We start from the raw sequence: 20083 nt of genomic DNA, 5'->3' as shown, positions 1-20083 counted from the left end.
ATAGTGTGGTTCCGCAAACGTAAGAAAAGCTCCTATCCGGAGCGCTGATACCTATGTTACTTTGTACAAATGTTATGACGACTTGATCAAATGTTCCCGCTTTTACAATCACAAGGCCGGTCAAGACCGGCCTCGATAATTATATTACAGCAGATGTCTATCAGTTACCTTATTACTCTTTAGGTACAGTGATTTCGCCGCTGATAATTTTTTCTTTGTATTCGTCAACTTTAGCCAAAACGTCAGGTTTCACATTTTTGCTGGAAGTATCTGCAATGCCTACACCATTATCTTTCAAGGTCAATGTTTCTGCTCCACCTTTGAAAGTTCCATCGATGACTTCTTTATTTACGCGTTTAACTGCTTCATCGACTTTTTTGATCATCGAAGTCAGTGTTACTTCATCACCAAATTCAAGAGATTGGTCTTTGTCCACACCGATTACCCATACATCTTGACCTTGCTTCTTGCGAGCAATTGCTTCATTGAACACACCGTTACCTGTTGCACCAGAAGCGTGGAAGATGATGTCTACGCCTTCGTTGTACAGTGTAGCTGCAGCCGCTTTACCCAAGTCTGGTTTGTCAAAAGCACCTGTGTAGTTTGGAATAAATTGAGCGTCAGGGTTAACTGCTTTAACCCCTTCTCTGAAACCTACTTCAAACTTTTTAATCAACGTACTTTCAGCGCCACCTACAAAACCAACTTTGTTCGTTTTTGTTGTCAATCCAGCAACAACGCCTACGAGGAAAGAGCCTTCTTCTTCAGCAAATGTTACGGATTTAACGTTCGCTGCGTCAACTACGCTATCAATAATCGCAAGTTTGGAATCCGGATTTTGGTCAGCGACTGTTTTGATCGCTTTTTCCAATTGATAACCGATACCCCAAGTCAGATCATATCCGTTCTTAACAAATTCATTCAAGTTAGGGATATATTCTTCATCGGATTTACTTTGCAGGTATTTTACTTTTGCACCTGTTTCAGTTTCGGTTGCTTGCAGTGCTTCCCAAGCGGATTGGTTAAAAGATTTGTCATTAACGCCGCCTACGTCAGTAACCATACCGATTTGAACATCGGACTTAGCTTCAGTCGCAGCACCACCGTTGTTTCCTCCGGCATTTGACTCTTCTTTCGGTTTGCTTCCGCATCCTGCGAGCATAACCGATACTGCCAGCAACATCACCAGAGACAAGCTGAGCATTTTTTTCATTTCTCTTTTTCCCCCTTAATAATATGTCCCTTTCAAATCTTGTCTGCAATTGCACGGATCAACAGCTATGAAGAGCAGGTTAGAAGCGGAATGTTTCGTTAATGGCTCTTTAAAAGCGCATTCTTCTGCATGCAACATCTGCTCATCTGTCGAAAAACCGAACATTATGACCCGAAAAGAAAAATTTAGGACTGGCCTACTAGAGGTGATTATACAATCAACCAGTGTTAAAATCCAGATGTATAATCACCAAAGTTCACTTATTTTTGTACTTTTTTTACTGAAAGCGCTTAATAATTTAACGTTTTAACACACTAACGTTATAGCGATGTGATGTTACATAACAAAAATATCACATCATATTCCAATTCAGAGCAAAGAATGTCTAATTCGTTTGCATTTTTACACCGTTCGTATTTTATGTAATGTCATGTTGCTTTATCCACCAACGGCGCTCGCGATCTGGATTTGCTTCCATTTCTACGATAAGTTTAGGTTGTTCTTCCTAGGCCGTTTTTATTCTGTAGTCCGTAAAAAAAGCCGCCATACTACGGCGGCTTACTTCATACAAATTTAAGCGTTGATTTTACCTTTAGCTACAGTAGCCAAAGAGTTGAACGCATTGATGTCATTAACGGCCAGATCAGCCAACATTTTGCGGTTCATATCTACTCCAGCAAGTTTCAATCCGTGGATCAGTTTGTTGTAAGACAAACCATTCATACGTGCTGCAGCATTGATACGAACGATCCACAGTCTGCGGAAGTTACGTTTCGTGTTGCGACGGTCACGGTATGCGTATACCAGGGATTTCATTACTTGCTCATTAGCTGTTTTAAAGATACGGTGTTTGGAACCGAAATAACCTCTTGCCAGTTTCAAAACCTTTTTATGACGACGACGTACTACAAAACCGCCTTTTACTCTTGCCATATTAAAGAACCTCCCAAATAAATATAAATGTATCCGTGGTATGTGTATGGCCGAAGCCAATCCCCCGTACGGAATCTACTATTTTGAATTAACCTTTCAGGTTAGCCAAACCTTGTTTCAAACGTCTCACGTCACCAGCAGCCATTACAGGGTTGCCGTTCAGTACGCGCTTCGCACGTTTGGATTTGTGAGAAAGCAAGTGGTTTTTGTGAGCTTTGTAACGAAGGACTTTACCGGAACCGGTAATTTTGAAGCGTCCTTTCAAACTGCTGTGTGTTTTCATTTTAGGCATGTTGTGTTTCCTCCTCCAATGTTATCAGGCTTTAGGAGCCAAGATCATAATCATACTGCGGCCTTCCAGTTTCGGTTGACGTTCAACGGTACAAAGTTCTGCAACTTCCACCTTAACGCGCTCCAAAATCCGTTGACCAATAGACGCGTGTGCAATCTCACGTCCGCGATAACGAACGGAGCATTTCACTTTGTCGCCTTCTTTCAAAAACTTAACTACATTACGAAGCTTCGTTTGATAATCGTGCTCCTCAATATTGGAACGGAACCATACTTCTTTAATATCAACAATTTTCTGGTTCTTACGGGCTTCTTTTTCTTTCTTTTGTTGCTCATAGCGGAATTTGCCATAGTCCATGATGCGGCACACCGGCGGTTTAGCCTGTGGGGCCACATTAACCAGGTCCAAGTTCAGGTCAATTGCCATTTGAAGTGCTTCACGAATGGGAGTGATCCCGATTTGTTCTCCTTCAGCTCCGACAAGGCGTACTTCCTTCGCCCGAATCTCGTCATTAATCATGTGATCTTTACTAATAACCGTCCACCTCCAGGTCATTTTGAATATCCTGTTACACAAAAATAAAAGGGATGCCGGTCAAGCTACCGACATCCCTGTAATCAACACAATTCTTCATGAGTATACACTTCATAAATTATTGGGATCGTTGACCAGCCAACGCATGTTGGTCAGGTGAGAAGTCGGACTTCTGCTTGTGATTCCATTTTGCTATTTGTTTAACGCACTTGAATACTATACCATCTGACATACATCATTGTCAACACATGCAGTGCATTTTTTTCTGAACAGTGTGACAGCGCGCATAGCAATGTATCATTTCTCGGATTAATCTATTCAAAAATTAGCCTTGTTTGCTCTGTACTTCATCCAGACGCACAACCCGAGTATGCTGCGTATGGCTCCACTGTTTGTTGTTCTGTGTGAAGAACGCATAAAACGTAATTGGGTACCAAGACAACAGATAGATCGGGAACAGAATCAGATACAGATACACTTTAGCAAACTTAACCTTTTCCAGTGCCATAGACAACAGGAACGTTAACACGTTCATACCGATGGCCACGAAACCAACCCACAATGGGAAGTACCCATAGATGTTAGCGATGTGTGGACCGTCCAATACGTAAATATCAATTGACATTATAGCCGTCAACAAGAATGTTAATAGCACCACATAGACGTTGGCACCGTACACAGCCAGATCAAACTTGACCAGACTTCTTTCCTTGATTGACTGCCATAGCAAAGGGAAGAAATATCTTCTTGCTACCGTAAAGTGACCCTGCATCCAGCGCAGACGCTGTCTAGCAGAAGCTTTGAATGTTAATGGTTTCTCATCAAATACTTTGGCATCATAGTTAAACACAGGATACACATTGCGCTGTACACTACGCATTGTAAACTCCAAGTCTTCTACCAGACTGGTAGCTCCCCAGCCAATTTCTTTCAGCAAGTTGGTCTCGAAGCACATCCCCGTACCCCCGAGGAAATTAGCCATATTCAGGTTGTGACGGGACAGTTGCCACAGACGGTTGATGTACCAGTATGATACACCATAAGCTGCAGTAATCCATGAATCCTCAGGATTCTTCGTATCAATGTATCCCTGAATAACACGTGCTCCATTGCACAGGTCATTATTCATTTCAAGCAAGAAGTTTTTTTCCACCAGATTATCAGCATCAAGCATAACTACCGCATCATACTGACGTGGCAAATCCCACAGGTACTTAAGCATCCACTCGATGGCATGCCCTTTACCTCTCAAATCTGGATTCGTACGCACACATGCATTCCAGCCATGCTGACGAACGATTTCTGCCGTGCTATCTGAACAGTTGTCACATATGACAAATACGTCGTACAGATCTCTCGGGTAATCCAGTTCCTTCAGGTTTTCCATCAATGCCCCGATAACTTGTTCCTCATTGTGGGCCGCAACAAGCACGGCAAATGATTTTGTTGCAGGATAATTCTTCTTTTTCTTTTTCTTATACAGACCGAACAGCGAAAACGTGAATTGGTACACGGCAAGCAGTGCCAAAATGACCTGCAGCGTGACAAATATAGCGTCCAACATCGTTCTCTGTTACCCCCTTTTATTAAAACCAAATTACTTAAGCATTTTCTCTTCCTGATTCTGCATTATATTTTTTTTGTAATTGCAGAATATGACCCTGTGCTTTTGTGTACTACGTTAATCATTCAGGCAATGTTTCAAAGCAATGGCTGCGGCCAGATGGCTGCTTTATCGATTCTGTATTCTTTTCAGCAATTTGTCAAAACCCCAATTCTACTTTTTGAAGCAGAAATGTGAACTTTAAACGCTGAATAGCCACTCCGTGATGCCACAACCTCGCATTCATGCCTGTTATATCTTATTTTCAGCCGTTTTCTCGTTTTTTATTTCTAAAGTCCCTTCTTTTTTCTGTGGCCTACTGCAACTCAACCGCTCCTCTACAACAAATAACGTAAATGGTCACCAAAAAGTTCAATCTAAAACTCACATTTTTTTACCTCATTTCAGCCATGTTGAATCATTGTATCTTTTTTGATGGAATGAAGTCAAAAAAATCCACTGGTTTTTCATCCACTCTTTTACATGAATTTTACGTTCTTTACATGTGTTCTTCTTGAAAAGGACAACATTTAAAAATATGATAAACATATGCCTGAAATAACCTCAAGGACTTCAAAAACGGTTATATACTAAACAGGTGCATACCGACACGGGTAACATCCCGGAAATACTGCCGCCCTCGGGGCGGCCTGACTGGCAGGAGGCCAATATGAGCCGTTTTTTCTTAAAGTTTCAAAAGATTGACCGTAATGTGTTTATGTGGATCAACGGCCGGCTTCATAATCGATTTATGAATTTCTGGCTGTACTATTTCACCCATCTTGGTGGAGCAACTTCTTCCATTGCAGTATCTTTGTTAATCTGGCTACTTGCCCCGGCTCCATGGAGTACAACTGGACTTCAAGCGTGCATCGCTTTAGCGGTCAGCCACATCCCTGTAGCGATAGCCAAAAAATTGTATCCTCGCATACGGCCCTACCTGGCCTTGCCTGATACAATAACGTTCCGCAACCCTTTGACGGACCATTCGTTCCCGTCAGGGCACACAACCGCTATTTTTTCGGTCACGGTACCCTTTATGGCCGCTGAGCCGTTTCTATTGCTAAGCTTGCTGCCTGTCGCTCTTATTGTCGGATTCTCTCGAATCTATCTGGGGCTTCATTATCCGTCCGATGTTTTGGCAGGAGCCACAATCGGTACTTTGGTCGCACTTGCTACAGTTGCATTCTGGCCTTAAAGCCGATATGTTAGACTCAGGAAAACCTAGCAGGAACAGGTGAGGCAAGCGTGGAGAAAAAAAGAATTTTACTATTATCTGAAGGATTCGGTGCAGGGCATACTCAGGCTGCTTATGCGTTATCCAGCCACCTACGAAAGCTATCGCCAAATATTCAGACCAAAGTGCTGGAACTCGGGAGCTTTCTTAACCCTAAAGTAGCACCACTTATTATTAATGCGTATAAAAGAACGGTGACCACTCAACCTAAACTCGTTGGATACGTATACAAGCAGCAATATAAGAAACCATTAAATCGACTGACTACCCTTGCGTTGCACAAATTGTTCTACACCCATACCCGCAGTGTGGTTCGTCAGTTGCATCCGGATGCCATAGTCTGCACACACCCGATTCCAAGTGCCGTTATATCCAGGTTAAAGCGGTTAGGCACAAAGGTCCCCTTATGTAACGTTTTAACAGATTATGACGCACATGGTACGTGGGTTAGCCCTGAGGTAGATCTATATCTCGTCTCCTCAGACGAAGTTAAGTCCAAATTGATGCGTCGTGGCGTATCCGTAGACAAAATCAAAGTAACCGGTATCCCGGTTCACCCTAACTTTTGGGAGCATCCTGGACATGACGAGATACGTGCCAGATTCAATCTGAAGCATATGCCAACCGTGCTTGTGATGGGTGGCGGATGGGGTATGCTAAGTGATAAGGTTGTTCATCAGCTGTTGGCTCGCTGGCATGAGGATATCCAGATTATTTTCTGTCTTGGACGTAATGACAAAATACGCGTCAGCATGGAACAGGACCCTCTGTTCCAGCAAGAAAATATCCATATCATTGGTTATACAACGGAGATTGATAAATTAATGGAAGTCTCCGATCTCCTGATTACCAAGCCAGGCGGAATGACATGCAGTGAAGGTTTGGCCAAAGGCATTCCGATGTTGTTTCATAATCCGATCCCGGGTCAGGAAGAAGAGAATGTACATTATTTCACCAGCAAAGGACTGGGTGAACGAATTACATCGCTTGATGTGGTGGTAAAATGGATGAACAAACTGCTTAAGTATTATCCGGACGTAGTGCAGAAACGAAAACGGCATTTAGCTGAAATCGCCAAGGTTCATCCTATGGAAAGCGCTCAGTGTATCATGAATCTTTTGCAGGATATGCAGCCCTTATCTTCAGAGGAAACACATGCCTAACTTGAATATTTTAACCCGAGCAAATATCGTCTTCATAACCTCTTTTCACGAATGAAAAGGTGCCTTCGAAACCGAAGGCACCTTTTTTATTTCTTGCATCTGCATTTCAATCAATTTTATACACTTATTGTATACCCGCAGATTTCAGATACTCCTGCCATTGCTTGGTATACTCAGACTGAATTTTTTCCAGACCTGCTTGTTTTGCCTTTTCCATAAAGGTGTTCAGCCCGCCTTCCACATCGGCAACAAGGCCTACGTTAAGCGGATACAAGTATTGTTTTTCAACTTGCTCCAACGCTGCTTTCTCTGCTTGATAAGGAGTCCAATCTTCGGCAAAACCGGTGAAAATATCTGGTTTCTTAATTTTATCGAGGTCTTTAAACATTGCTAGAACATCATCAAAGCTCTTGTCATACAACATAAACTCCGGATTACGCCATGCCCAGCCATTCATACCTTCACGCGGGAAGCCGTTGCTTTGTGCATCCCCGATCATGTGATAATATCCGTCTTTTACTTCAAAGTTTTTGCCTTCCACACCGTACTCGGTCAGCCAGTTATAACGTTTGTCGGTCACGAGTTTTTCATAGAAAGCCAATGCTCTTTCTGGATTTTTGCTGCTACGCGGAATGGCAAAACCGTTGTGAATCGGATGAACCGGCTGTGCAAACCCTTTCGCATTCGGATACGGGAAATATCCGAGCTTCCAGTCCGGGTGAGTGGACTGCACTTTGATAACATCGGAATTAAATTTGTTCGGATTCTCCCCGGCAAGAACGACAGCTGCTTTACCATTTTGCAGTAGGGAATTGGAAGTATCCTTCACGTTTAGTACGTTTTTCGGGAAAAATCCTTTATCCATCCAGCGTTTGTATGTTTTCAGATCCTCCAGATGCTGTGGTGAACCCCAGTAAGACGTCACTGTGGATGGTGTGTCATACATAATATCCAGCCCATACGGAAGCTGGCCTGCTGTATTCACCAGCTTGGAAGTCAACTGACGAACTCCATGTGTGTGGTTTGCATTGCTGTCTGCAATCGGAATCATGTTGGGCTCATTTGCCTTGATTCCTTCCAGGTAGGCTTCCAGCGTTTCCATTGATTCCGGCTTCGGCAGATTATACTTCTCGCGCAAGTCTTCGCGGTACGCAATACCTTCCGTTACATATTCGATCCACGTGGATGGAACCGTGTAGATTTTGTCATTGATTTTAACTGCATTCCACATATCATCCGGCACATGAGATTTAAGCTTTGGTGTCTTCGCCAAAAGTTCATCCAGTGGCAGGAAAGCACCTTTCTTCGCATAGGACTGGTAATTCGTCCAGTCAGCAGTAAAGATCAGGTCGATCGGCTGTCCAGAAGACAGCAGCAGTTTATATTTTTGATCCCAGTCCGTCCAGGAAGTGAAGTTGAATTTTACATTAGCGTTCAAATCCGCCTCGGCCAGCTTGTTAATTTCTGCTTCGATGACAGGCAGGTCTTTGGGAGCATCTCCGAGCATGTAAAATTGCAAAGTGACTTTCTCGCCTTTATTATCGGATGAGCCTCCCTGACTACTACCTTGCGCATTTCCTCCTGAACCGCCATTACAGGCAGCAAGCACTCCAGCAAACAACATCAGGGCCAGTACCATAGACAGATGACGAATCCTTTTATTACGCATATGCATCCTCCCTTTTTGTGTTAAACCTTATATATGTTAGCGCAGCCCCGCTATGCATCAGACCCTCGGGTAATTCATGACAGCCTGACGTCCCCAGCGTGTATACGTTCTAACCTTTCACCGCACCAATCGTGAGTCCTTTAACAAAATAACGCTGTACAAACGGATATAGGAACAAGATCGGGCCAGTAACGATAATGGCCATTGCCATCTTGGTCGACTCTGTTGGAACATCCTGGCTGAGCGTAACGCCCGTACCAATCGCCATCTGGTCAATGAAGGTAATCGTATTCATCGTGTTGTACAGATAAAACTGCAGCTGATACATATCCGGATTGTTGATAAACAAAGAGGATGTAAACCAGTCATTCCAGTACCCGAGGGCAAGAAACAGTCCAACGGTTGCAATGCCTGGCATCGCCAGTTTTAACACGATGCTGAAATAGATCCGGAAATCGTTGGCGCCATCAATCTTCGCCGATTCAATCAGTTCATCCGGCACAGCCGAGCGAATAAAGTTTTTCATCAGAATGATCAGAAAGGGTGTCATCAGCCCCGGAAAGATCAGTACGGTGTACGTGTCCGTCAGGTTGAAGTAGTTTGCGAGCATAATGTACCAAGGCACAAGCCCCCCGCCAAACAGCGTTGTGAAGTAGATGAAAAAGGAGAACGTATTCCGGTATTTAAAATCTTTGCGCTGCAGAACAAATCCAGCCATCGTGATAAAAAACAAGCCCAGTGTCGTGCCAACTACAGTTGTAAACACGGTTACCCCGTATGCTTTAAGTACCTGGGTCGGGAATTTGAAAACCATTTTGTAGCCTTCCAGAGAGAAATGCGTTGGAAAGAGATGATAACCGTCCCGAACGATCGATTCGTTACTGCTGAATGACCCAGACAGTATGAGCAGGAAAGGCAACAGGCACATTAATGACAAAATAATGATGACACCATAGGCGATTAGCTGAAACGCGAGATTAAATTCCGAATCTTTGGCACGAGTCTGGGTTCGAATCCTTCTTTGGGTATGCGTTTGTGTGCTCATGGTTATTCTCCCTTCTGCCCTATGGGCGTGCATATTCTAGAACAAGGCGTAATCCTCGTTAATTTTGCGGATGATATAGTTAACCGTCATGATGAGAATGAACCCGAATAACGATTGGTACAAGCCAGCTGCTGTGGCCATGCCGATATCGAAGGTCACCTTCAAGGAGCGGTACACATACGTATCAATGATATCCGTAGCATTATAAAGAACACCGTTATTCCCGATTAATTGATAGAACAAATCGAATTGCCCTTTCATAATGCTGCCAAGTGAAAATAACAGGAGAATCACAAATGTCGGTTTCAGCATCGGCACTGTAATGTACCAGATTCGCTGGAAGATATTCGCCCCGTCAATGCGGGCTGCTTCATAATACTCGTCACTTATTCCCGTTATAGCGGCCAGATAGATGACCATGCTGTACCCGAGATTTTTCCACAGATAAAAAATAATAATCAGAAACACCCAGATCCATGGTGTGTTGTAAATATCGACCGGCCCTGCCTCAAAACGTTTGAGTACGGTATTCACAAATCCGGATTCATAGTTGAACATGTTGTAAGCGATTACACTTAATAGTACAAATGAGATAAAATACGGCAAAAACATAACGGATTGCGTAATTTTTTTAAACAGCTTGCCCCTGATTTCACTGAGCATGATTGCACAGAAGATCGCAAGACCGTTCCCCAGTATAATGAAAGCCAGGTTGTACCCTACGGTATTCGTTGTAAGTTTCAGCAGCATTCCCGATTGCCAAAGGAACTTGAAGTTATCCAGCCCGACAAACGGACTTCCGAATAACCCTCCTGCAAAATCGTAACTGGTAAATGCGTAATAAATACCGACCATCGGAAAATACGAATTAATGAGAAAAAAGATCAGCGTGGGCAGCAGCATCAGAAACATGATTTTGTTTTTGTTCAATTCTTTGAGCATGGCTCGATCCCTCCCGAATTGTCGCGGCGATACATAATAGAATGTTGCTGGTGAATGTTGATCATAGAGGCTCTTGGTGTTGCTGAAGTTTGGTGATTCATATTGAGGCTCATGGTGATAATGCACCGGTGTAGCTCTGAATTTATTGTAGACTGTCCTCTTTGTTTCTGGATACTGAAGCTTCCTGCCGATTCATGAACGATGCTGCGAAATGCGATGTGAACAAACTGTACCAATCATGAAATGATCGCATGTACGGTCACAAAAGTAGATATCGTGCACAGCTTCAGTCAGGTGAACAATACCGCGAAAGTTGAACTTTATCTAGGGAAAACGAACCAAACTGGCTGTGTAGCATTGATGTAAACGCATACATATTATATAATTCAAGTTACCTTGCTCTTCTTGTTCTGCTTCATATGAAGTCCGGTTATGTCTTATGAAAAATACATAAGTTCACTCATATCAGGAAGTTCGAGGGGGAAAATGAATGCGCAAACGTTCAGAAGACAGTCCAAAAGTATTCGCGCGAATTCTAATGGGCATTATTATTAGCACAGCAGCCACGCTGCTCGTAGCATCGGCCATATTATACGTTAACTATAACCGGATTGCGCTGCGCCAAGTTTATCGTACAGATATGAACAGCCTCACCCAGACCAGCCGTGAAGTGGCCAAGATGACCGAAAGCGCCAAGTCACTCTCCTATCAGATTTATCAGGACTACACCATTTCTTCGCTGATGCTTTATTCTAAACCCAGTATCTATCAGATCACCTCCGCCATGGAGCAACTCGACAATTACCGCATGTCCCTTCCTTTCATTGAATCCATCTATGTATATAACTCCAAAAGCAATGAATTTTTCATCAGCTCCGACGGGGTCCGCAATGGACAACAGTCTGTCTCTGAGATTGATGACCAAGGGATCAAGCATATTCTCGATCGTTTCCATGACTATAAACCTTTTGTCCCTATCCCACGTACGTATAAGGTTGGATCGACCGAGGCTAGCGAAGTGAACAGTTACACGTACCTGTGCTATGACACCATTAATGACAACGCCAAATTAAACTATGCGGTTATCGTGAACATTAAAGATGACTGGCTTAGTCCCAACATAAACGCGGCGGATCAGCCAGGCAAAACGTTTATTGTGAATGAAGAAGGAGATTTGTTATCCGACCTAGGGGATCGACCGCTGCTTAACAATCTCGCAAACGAAACATTCATGCGTCCAATTATGCAAGATACAGAGCATTCTGCTTATTTTACAGAGGAAGTGGACGGGGAGAACTCACTGATCACCTACACCGCTCCAGACAGCCTGGGATGGCGTTACGTGCGAATTACGCCCTATGACGTGATTACAGCCGACATTCGCGCCATGCGCACGCATACCCTTCTGTTCTGCCTCGGGCTGCTGGCTGCGGGTTTGATTCTCTCTTACCTTGTATCGCGCAAGCTGTATCATCCGATTAATAACGTGCTTGTCCGTATGCGTGTAATGGAAGCTGAGCGCCGGGGTAGTCTGCACCTGCTCAGACAAGACTTTTTACGCGGTGCTTTGCAAGGACGGGAAAGCGTAACCTGCAACATGCTAGAAGAACGGATGAGGTTCTACGGTTCACTCATTGATGTACATCAGCCGTCAAGACTGGTGCTTTTGCGCATCGATCATTATACAGAATTTTGCGAGACTTATCGGGATGATACCAAGCTTGTCAAATATGCGATGATGAACATTTGTACCGAAACAGCAGACCTTCATTATAATGCGGAAGCAGTAGACATGGGTGGTGACCTGATTACGCTCTTGTTTAATGAAAAATCGGAGAATGACTCGCTCTCGGAGGGCGGAGATTCGCATCAGATTGAAGAATTGCTGCGCATGATGCAGGCCGCAGTCATGACACATTTGAAATGCTCTATCTCCTGTACACTAGGTCCAGAGGAAAACTCGCTGGAGGAATGCATTGAAGGTTACGCACGCTCTGCCGAAGCTTCGCTTCACCGCCTGTTCATGGGGCCGGGTTGCCTGATTCATACCTCGGATATCATGGCTTATCAGAGTAAGGAGTATACTTTCCCTGCAGGCAAAGAAAGGCAGCTTGTGGATTGCTTGATGACAGGCAAGACCGAGGATGCCAAGATGTTCTACGCAGATATCGTCAGTGAAACGGCAGCCTATCCGTTCAACGTCTTTCAGCTCGCTCTGTCCCATCTGACGATGACCCTTAATCATGTTCGCAATACCCTCAAGAAAAACAATCAGCTTACACTGGATTCCGTCTCGGGCAGTTTGATGCTTCCGGTGAAGAATGCTGAGGATCTCAGCGAGGTGCATGAACATTTTTATCGCATGTTTGATGAGCTCGGCTCCAAGGTCGAGGAAAAACGCACGCTCAAACACGAGGAACTCATTCGAAGAATCAACGATATTGTGGAGCGGGACTATGCTGATCCGAATCTGTGCCTTACCTCAATTGCAGAGGAACTGGGCATGTCGCCCATTTACGTCAGCAGACTTTATAAACAGCTTACGTTAAAAGGACTTACAGACGTGATCAATGAGACACGCATTGCCAAAGCGCAGTATATGCTTATAGAAACGGATAATTCCGTTTCGGATATTGCCGAGAGAACCGGCTTTACCAACAGCTCTTATTTTTATCGTATGTTTAAAAAATTCAACGGGGTGACTCCGAACGATTATCGCCGCAGAGAGCTTCATTCCGACCATCTCTAACTGATCTTGAAAAAAAGAGCGGTATCCGAGAGCAAAATTTTGCCCTCAGATGCCGCTCCTTCTTAATTAAGCTTCGTCTTGATCCTGGTCGTCACCAGATCCGTCCGTCGCTTCACGCACTTTATACTTGTCCAGACGCATTTCATTATAATCTCGCAGCGCCTCTTCCCCGACAATAACTTCGACTCGATGAATGTTCATGCCTTTGCCCATAAATTTCTGTTCGTACTCAGTCATGACATGCTCTTCATTCAAGCCGTCACGGTGAAGGTTCAGAGACAGATTGGTCATCTGCAAGCCGAAGTCAGCGATAGCGTTCAGGGAGAACTCAAACAACGTCTCTGAATCCGTTTTAAAATGAATCTGTCCTTTCGGGTTCAGCAATCCGATATATTTTTTCAAGAAACGTGGATGTGTCAACCGGCGGCGTGCATGTTTCGCTTTTGGCCAGGGATCACTGAAATTCAAATAAATACGCTCCAGTTCCTGCGGTTCGAATACTTCTTCAATCTGTTCAATGTTGGCCAGCGCCAGCTTCAGATTCGGAGGTGTCTCCACTTCAGCCTGACTCCACGCATTACGCGCTTTCTCACTGGCACGACGGACGAGCTCATCATACATGTCAAATCCGATGAAATTGTACTCTGGATATTTATAACTCATCTGACTGATGAATTGTCCTTTGCCCATGCCAAATTCAACAAAGATCGGATGATCGTTGCCAAACAGCTCGGCCCATTTGCCTTTGTATTGTTTCGGCTCCAGTACAACAAGATCCTCTTGCTGCTCCAGATTTTCTCTAATCCCTTTTCTACCACGTAAACGCATTTTATTCCTCCGTTTGTCTATACTTGTCTTAGACTTATTTTGCCGAAGAACGGACAAATTGTAAAGAGCAATGAAAAAGGAATCTCCGGACCTGCCACGTTGGGCAAATCTCAAAGATTCCCTTTTCGATTTATTTGGAATTGGGGTCCAACTACTTTAGTAGTTCATAGTCTACCTTATCTTGGTGTGAAAAATCAAATGTCTTTTCGAAAGCATCACGGACTTTTTGTCTTGCAGCCGCTTTCACTTTCGGATTTCCATTAAAACGAACGCCTGTCAGAGCCAGCGCCTCTTCTGCAGTCAGTTCAACAGATACATGCTGGAATTCATTATTTTTAACTTGGGAATTCATTGTATCACCTCACGGTATAGTATGATCCATGACGTCAACATTCATTCAAATGCCACGATGAAAACTACTCACTGGATGGTGTCTGACGCTGGTTTAAATATAACATAAGGTGTAAACTATATCAAGTAAAAAACGTTGATTTGACGGCCTTTTTTTTCGTTTACATTCCCCTTTTTTTCGGATTTTTGATACAATAAGTGACGAAAACCGCACAGCGTATGTATCCCCTGTTCCGATATGATATTACTTAACTCGAATTGAACCAAAAATGAATCCAAAGACAACATTTAAAGGCATTAGACCTTAAAGGAGTACCTTGAACATGAATGCACCCGCTTTACAACCTCCCTTGATGTGGGGGGATAAACGATTCCACACCTGGAATTACGAAATGCGTGATCAATTCAACAACAAAGTGTTTAAAGTAATGCTCGATGCAGGCTTCACCTGTCCGAATCGCGATGGTTCCATCGCCAAAGGGGGTTGCACCTTCTGTAGTGCAAGGGGTTCAGGTGATTTTGCAGGAAGCAGACGTGAAGACCTCGTGAGCCAATTCAATACCATTAGAGACAGGCAACATCTGAAGTGGCCTTCGGCTCATTATATCGGTTATTTTCAGGCGTATACCAATACCTATGCACCCGTGGAAGAACTGCGCGAATATTTTGAAGAAATTTTACAACAGCCGGGCGTTGTCGGTTTATCTATTGCCACTCGTCCGGACTGTTTACCGGATGATGTTGTAGAGTATTTGGCCGAGCTCAATCAGCGCACCTATTTATGGGTAGAGATGGGACTACAGACGATCCACGATTCCACTTCGATTTTGATCAACCGTGCACATGATACGGCGTGTTATGAAGAAGCAGTAGAAAAGCTGCGCAAACACAGCATTCGGGTCTGCACACACATCATCTATGGCTTGCCTCAAGAAACACATGAAATGATGCTGGATACCGGTCGTGCGGTAGCTAATATGGATGTACAGGGTATCAAGATTCATCTGCTTCATCTCATGCGCAAAACGCCCATGGTCAAACAATATGAGGCTGGTCTGCTTCGGTTTCTTGAGCAGGATGAGTACATCAAACTGATCGTGGATACTCTCGAGATGCTTCCGCCGGAAATGATTGTACATCGTCTTACTGGAGATGCCCCGCGCAACCTGCTTATTGGTCCCATGTGGTCTTTGAACAAGTGGGAAGTTCTGAATTCCATTGACCGGGAGCTGCGTGAAAGGGATACCTGGCAGGGTAAGTATTGGAGGGAAGCATAAATGGGCTTTTTGTCGGTTCTAAGTTGTGCGCATCAATGGATTGGTTCCCGGCTCCAGCCAGGAGATTACGCAATTGATGCTACCGTGGGTACAGGTGCTGATACACTGTTTCTCGCAAAGCAGGTGGGCCACCGTGGTCAGGTAATCGGGTTTGATATCCAAAGCGAAGCCCTGACACTGGCTCAGGCCCGGATACGGAATCATTCCGATAGTAGCAAGCTCGGATCTATTTCCATGCTGGAATTAAGTCATGCACGAATGGCAGAAGTTATACCGAACGGGTGGATTGGCAAGGTGGGAGCTATAATGTTTAATCTGGGATACCTACCAACGGAAGGTGCGAATACTTCGATTATTACCGAGACGACGAGTACCATCGCAGCACTCGAATCTGCTACGACGTTATTACGTCCACGCGGCATTATTACTGTCGTTCTTTATCCCGGTCATGACGGAGGCGCTCAGGAAGCTGAAGCTGTGTCAACATGGGCTTCTGCTCTGCCTGTCGAACAAGCGCAAGTTGTGATGTACCGTCAGATGCAACGAGAAACTTCACCTTATTTGATCGGTATTGAGAAAAAATAACAAAACAATTCCCTTTGTTGACCAAATGAAATACACTGGACACATTGACTGGACAAGCCATTTGACTTCATCCATGTCACCGTGTTTCCTCATACATGAATGCAACCGCATTCAATTGTTCGTCTTCATCTGAATGTGCCAGTCGTTTGACGGCCCGGAACTGGTTAAAGCGATTCACCATTTCATATACTAGAGGAGAGATATCCATGTCTACGCCATACCCATTACAATTCCAACCTGAATTCAAAGAACGTGTATGGGGAGGTCGCGCGCTGGAGCAATTCGGCCTTACGCCCCCTGAAGGACATATCGGTGAAGGCTGGATGATCGCAGATCATGCTAATGGTACGACCAAGGTTCTGAATGGCCCGCTTGCTGGCAAAGGACTTGACGAGGTACGTGAACAGCTCGGGACAGCCTGGCTTGGGTCCAAAGGTGTCTCGGAAAGGGGCGGACGTTTCCCTCTGCTGATTAAACTACTGGACTGTAATGATGACCTGTCCGTTCAGGTGCATCCTACAGATGATTACGAGGCTCTCCCTCCAGGAGAACTGGGTAAAACGGAAATGTGGTACGTTCTCGATGCCAAGCCAGAAGCTCATATCATCTATGGTCTGAACGAAGGTGTAGATCGTGAAGCGTTGAAACAGGCGCTGGAGAATGGCACCGTGATGGATACCCTGCGACAAGTACCTGTTGAAGCCGGAGATACATTCTTTATTCCTGCCGGAACAGTGCATGCTCTCTGCGCAGGTGTTGTCGTGGCCGAGATACAGCAAAATTCGGATACAACGTATCGGATCTATGATTATAACCGTCCTGGCCTGGATGGCAAGCCTCGTGAATTGCATGTGGAAGATTCCTTGAATGTCACTGCATATGAAGGCGCTGGGGCCACTACGATGAAAACCAACGATGCCGTAGCGGGTAAATGGCTGCAACTGGCATCCTGCCCCTACTTTGTTGTAGAAAAAGGCATCGTAGCTGGTCGTTGGGAACTCTCGACTACGGCAGACACCTTTACCATTCTTGTCGTATGTGAAGGTGAAGGCAGGCTTGAATGGACTGGCGCTGAAGCAGGCGAGCATCTGACATTGAAAGCAGGTCAATGTTATCTCCTGCCTGCGAATCTGGGTTCCTATACCCTGAGCGGAAATACAACCGTACTTCGCTCTTATCTTCCTTAAGCTTTAGTGACAGATGACCTGTGAAGGAGGAATTACACAAGATGCAGGAATCTACCTTTACATTGATGGGCAACGAAGGTACCCGTGTTCATGTGTACCGCTGGCTCCCCGACTCAGATGAACATGTTCAAGGCGTAGTGCAGATTGCGCATGGGATGGGCGAAACCGCAGCGCGTTATGCCGAATTTGCGAGTTATCTTACGAAACACGGATTTGCTGTGTATGCCAATGATCATCGGGGTCATGGAAAAACCGTAGAGAACACTGAATTGCTAGGCGATGCAGGTGTAGACGCATTCCGCTGGATGGCCAGCGATATCGTTAACTTGGGCGAGGTCGTATCTGAGGAACATCCTGAAGTCCCGCTCTTTCTCATGGGACATAGCATGGGTTCCTTTTTGGTGCAATACCTCATGTATGCCGATCATGAAAGGTACCATGCTTTTGTATTGTCCGGGACCAATGGCAAACGAGGACTGCTTCGGTTTGGAGAAAAGCTGGCACTGTTACAATGCGGTATTCAAGGTGACAATCATCGGAGCCTGTTGCTGAACGCCATCGTATTTGGCGGGTTTAACCGTGCTTTCCGACCAGCCACAACACCCTTTGACTGGTTGTCCCGTGACCACCAGGAAGTGCAGCGATTCATTGATGACCCAATGTGCGGGGCAATATGTACAGCTGGTTTTTTTCGAGATTTTTTTAAGCTATTGCTCGAAATCCATCTTCCGCAGCATATGGAACGTATCCCCAAACACAAACCGGTTCTTCTATTCTCTGGTGAAAGGGACCCTGTGGGGCTTCGTGGCAAAGGTGTGCTTAACCTCTACTCCCAGTACCAGAAGCTGGGACTGAAAGACGTGCAGTATCATCTTTATCCTGGAGGACGCCATGAGATGTTACACGAGACGAATCGTGCTGAGGTGGCACAAGACGTCTTGAACTGGTTGAAGCGCCATATGCCAAATGCAGAACGACAGGCAGAGCAAGTCCATGATCGAATAGATACAGCACAGTCCAGCTAGGGTGTGTCTGAAAAAGGGATCTTTTTGAAAGACTATTTCTGATCCAAAAACAAAGAAAATAACCCCCTGGTGGGACACAGTACAACTGTGCCCTACCAGGGGGTTTGCTCTATTGCGGAATCTTAAATCTCATAGGATGAAATAAAGTCCGTTGCAGACAGTAAAGCTCATTAACCTTCAATCAGCAAGGATTCCGGGTCTTCAAGCAATTCTTTTACAGTCACCAGGAATCGTACAGCTTCGCTTCCATCGATGATCCGGTGATCGTAGGACAAGGCAATATACATCATTGGACGGTTTTCCATCCGTTCAGCATCAATCGCCACTGGGCGAAGCTGAATTTTGTGCATCCCGAGAATACCTACTTGCGGAGTATTCAGGATTGGCGTAGACAACAGGGAACCAAACGTTCCACCATTGGTGATGGTAAATGTACCACCTTGCAGATCAGACAATGCGAGCGTATTGGAACGCGCTTTGGACGCCAGGTCTGCAATGCTTTTTTCGATTTCAGCAAAGCCCAGACGGTCAGCATCCCGCACAACCGGAACAACCAAACCTTCTTTAGCGGATACCGCAATACCGATATCGTAGAATTTCTTCAATACAACGTCTTCGCCATCAATCTCTGCGTTAATCGTTGGGAATTTTTTAAGTGCACCGACAACCGCCTTAGTGAAGAAAGACATGAAGCCCAAATTGATATCATGTTTCTCTTTGAACTTGTCCTTGCGACGTTTACGAACGTCCATGATCGCTGTCATGTCAACCTCATTGAAAGTGGTCAACATCGCTGCAGTCTGCTGCGCTTCAACCAAACGCTTCGCAATGGTTGCCCGGCGACGGGACATGCGCTGACGCTCTACCGGCTTGGCAAAAGTCGCACCTCCGGCTGCTGGAGCACTAGGCGTAGAAGCAGGAGCTTTAGCAGCTGGTGGCGCTGCTGGAGTAGGCGGCTGATTGCTATGGCTTTTCACATCATCCTGATATACTCTGCCAATCGGATCTTTGCTCTGAACTTGATCCAGTTCAATCCCGCGTTCACGTGCAAGCTTGCGTGCAGAAGGAGAAGCTGTCTTGCTGCTATCGGATGACTCAGGTGGAGCTGCAACAGCCGCTGGTGCCACTGGAGCTTCCGGCGCAGGTGCAGAAGCCGGCTTCGATTCAGCCACTGCCGGTTCGGAAGCAGCCGGAGCGTTTCCGCCCCCTGCTCCAGCTGACAGCGTACCAATCGTTTCACCAATGACTACCGTCTCGCCTTCCTGACGAATAATTTTATCGAGTACACCGCTCTCCTCAGCACTGATCTCGATGTTGACTTTATCTGTCTCCAGTTCAAGCAAAACATCACCTTGGTTAACCGTGTCTCCCTCTTTAACCATCCATCTGGACACCGTTCCCTCAGTTATTGACTCACCCATTGCAGGTACTTTAATTTCACTCACAGCTG

The 20083-nt window shown here is 45.1% G+C and carries 18 protein-coding genes; 7 read left to right on the top strand and 11 right to left on the bottom strand.

Annotated elements, in window-relative coordinates:
* Nucleotides 1–172: 172 nt before the first annotated feature.
* From AC1VYS_RS08865 to AC1VYS_RS08845, 5 genes are all read right to left on the bottom strand, one after another.
* Complete coding sequence (locus tag AC1VYS_RS08865) at nucleotides 173–1213, bottom strand: BMP family lipoprotein (RefSeq protein ID WP_482913935.1); 1041 nt, start codon at nucleotides 1211–1213, stop codon at nucleotides 173–175.
* 573 nt (nucleotides 1214–1786) lie between these two features.
* Nucleotides 1787–2146 (bottom strand): 50S ribosomal protein L20, encoded by a 360-nt coding sequence (gene rplT, locus AC1VYS_RS08860; protein ID WP_017689664.1) that lies wholly within the window; start codon nucleotides 2144–2146, stop codon nucleotides 1787–1789.
* An 88-nt stretch (nucleotides 2147–2234) separates the two neighbouring features.
* On the bottom strand, nucleotides 2235–2438 hold the full coding sequence (rpmI, locus tag AC1VYS_RS08855; RefSeq protein ID WP_017689665.1) for a 50S ribosomal protein L35: 204 nt from the start codon (nucleotides 2436–2438) through the stop codon (nucleotides 2235–2237).
* Between the two features lie 24 nt (nucleotides 2439–2462).
* On the bottom strand, nucleotides 2463–2957 hold the full coding sequence (infC, locus tag AC1VYS_RS08850) for a translation initiation factor IF-3 (protein ID WP_139168915.1): 495 nt from the start codon (nucleotides 2955–2957) through the stop codon (nucleotides 2463–2465).
* Between the two features lie 340 nt (nucleotides 2958–3297).
* Nucleotides 3298–4536 (bottom strand): glycosyltransferase family 2 protein, encoded by a 1239-nt coding sequence (locus AC1VYS_RS08845; RefSeq protein ID WP_482913934.1) that lies wholly within the window; start codon nucleotides 4534–4536, stop codon nucleotides 3298–3300.
* A gap of 709 nt (nucleotides 4537–5245) precedes the next feature.
* Between AC1VYS_RS08845 and AC1VYS_RS08840 the strand changes: the two genes are divergently transcribed.
* Together AC1VYS_RS08840 and AC1VYS_RS08835 are read left to right on the top strand one after the other, a co-directional pair.
* The gene (locus AC1VYS_RS08840; RefSeq protein WP_482913933.1) at nucleotides 5246–5773 is read left to right on the top strand and encodes a phosphatase PAP2 family protein; all 528 of its coding nucleotides are present in this window, start codon (nucleotides 5246–5248) and stop codon (nucleotides 5771–5773) included.
* Between the two features lie 50 nt (nucleotides 5774–5823).
* A complete protein-coding gene (locus AC1VYS_RS08835) occupies nucleotides 5824–6975 on the top strand; it encodes an MGDG synthase family glycosyltransferase (protein WP_482913932.1) in 1152 nt (383 codons plus the stop codon).
* 124 nt (nucleotides 6976–7099) lie between these two features.
* Here the strand turns inward: AC1VYS_RS08835 and AC1VYS_RS08830 are convergent, their stop codons facing one another.
* From AC1VYS_RS08830 to AC1VYS_RS08820, 3 genes are all read right to left on the bottom strand, one after another.
* Nucleotides 7100–8650 (bottom strand): ABC transporter substrate-binding protein, encoded by a 1551-nt coding sequence (locus AC1VYS_RS08830; RefSeq protein WP_482913931.1) that lies wholly within the window; start codon nucleotides 8648–8650, stop codon nucleotides 7100–7102.
* A gap of 103 nt (nucleotides 8651–8753) precedes the next feature.
* Complete coding sequence (locus tag AC1VYS_RS08825; RefSeq protein WP_482913930.1) at nucleotides 8754–9689, bottom strand: carbohydrate ABC transporter permease; 936 nt, start codon at nucleotides 9687–9689, stop codon at nucleotides 8754–8756.
* Nucleotides 9690–9725: 36 nt separating this feature from the next.
* Nucleotides 9726–10631 carry an ABC transporter permease gene (locus AC1VYS_RS08820; protein WP_090922181.1) on the bottom strand — a complete coding sequence of 302 codons (906 nt, stop codon included), beginning with the start codon at nucleotides 10629–10631 and terminating at the stop codon, nucleotides 9726–9728.
* 490 nt (nucleotides 10632–11121) lie between these two features.
* Between AC1VYS_RS08820 and AC1VYS_RS08815 the strand changes: the two genes are divergently transcribed.
* Nucleotides 11122–13380 carry an AraC family transcriptional regulator gene (locus AC1VYS_RS08815; protein WP_482913929.1) on the top strand — a complete coding sequence of 753 codons (2259 nt, stop codon included), beginning with the start codon at nucleotides 11122–11124 and terminating at the stop codon, nucleotides 13378–13380.
* Between the two features lie 66 nt (nucleotides 13381–13446).
* Here the strand turns inward: AC1VYS_RS08815 and trmB are convergent, their stop codons facing one another.
* Together trmB and AC1VYS_RS08805 are read right to left on the bottom strand one after the other, a co-directional pair.
* A complete protein-coding gene (gene trmB / locus AC1VYS_RS08810) occupies nucleotides 13447–14208 on the bottom strand; it encodes a tRNA (guanosine(46)-N7)-methyltransferase TrmB (protein ID WP_482913928.1) in 762 nt (253 codons plus the stop codon).
* 151 nt (nucleotides 14209–14359) lie between these two features.
* On the bottom strand, nucleotides 14360–14560 hold the full coding sequence (locus AC1VYS_RS08805) for a hypothetical protein (protein ID WP_090922175.1): 201 nt from the start codon (nucleotides 14558–14560) through the stop codon (nucleotides 14360–14362).
* Between the two features lie 322 nt (nucleotides 14561–14882).
* Here AC1VYS_RS08805 and mnmL point away from each other — a divergent pair, with 322 nt between their 5' ends.
* From mnmL to AC1VYS_RS08785, 4 genes are all read left to right on the top strand, one after another.
* Nucleotides 14883–15836 (top strand): tRNA modification radical SAM protein MnmL/YtqA, encoded by a 954-nt coding sequence (gene mnmL, locus AC1VYS_RS08800; protein WP_482913927.1) that lies wholly within the window; start codon nucleotides 14883–14885, stop codon nucleotides 15834–15836.
* Entirely contained in the window at nucleotides 15837–16421 is a 585-nt protein-coding gene (gene mnmM / locus AC1VYS_RS08795) for a tRNA 5-(aminomethyl)-2-thiouridylate-methyltransferase MnmM (RefSeq protein WP_482913926.1), read from the top strand.
* 206 nt (nucleotides 16422–16627) lie between these two features.
* Entirely contained in the window at nucleotides 16628–17608 is a 981-nt protein-coding gene (locus tag AC1VYS_RS08790) for a type I phosphomannose isomerase catalytic subunit (RefSeq protein ID WP_482913924.1), read from the top strand.
* A 41-nt stretch (nucleotides 17609–17649) separates the two neighbouring features.
* Nucleotides 17650–18633 (top strand): alpha/beta fold hydrolase, encoded by a 984-nt coding sequence (locus AC1VYS_RS08785; RefSeq protein WP_482913923.1) that lies wholly within the window; start codon nucleotides 17650–17652, stop codon nucleotides 18631–18633.
* 170 nt (nucleotides 18634–18803) lie between these two features.
* On the opposite strand, the gene odhB is transcribed toward AC1VYS_RS08785, so the two are convergent.
* Nucleotides 18804–20078: a 2-oxoglutarate dehydrogenase complex dihydrolipoyllysine-residue succinyltransferase gene (odhB, locus tag AC1VYS_RS08780; protein ID WP_482913922.1), complete on the bottom strand. Its 1275-nt coding sequence runs from the start codon at nucleotides 20076–20078 to the stop codon at nucleotides 18804–18806.
* Nucleotides 20079–20083 lie beyond the last annotated feature (5 nt).

It is taken from the genome of Paenibacillus sp. G34, assembly GCF_056856875.1.
This window is presented reverse-complemented; position numbering and strand designations above follow the sequence as displayed.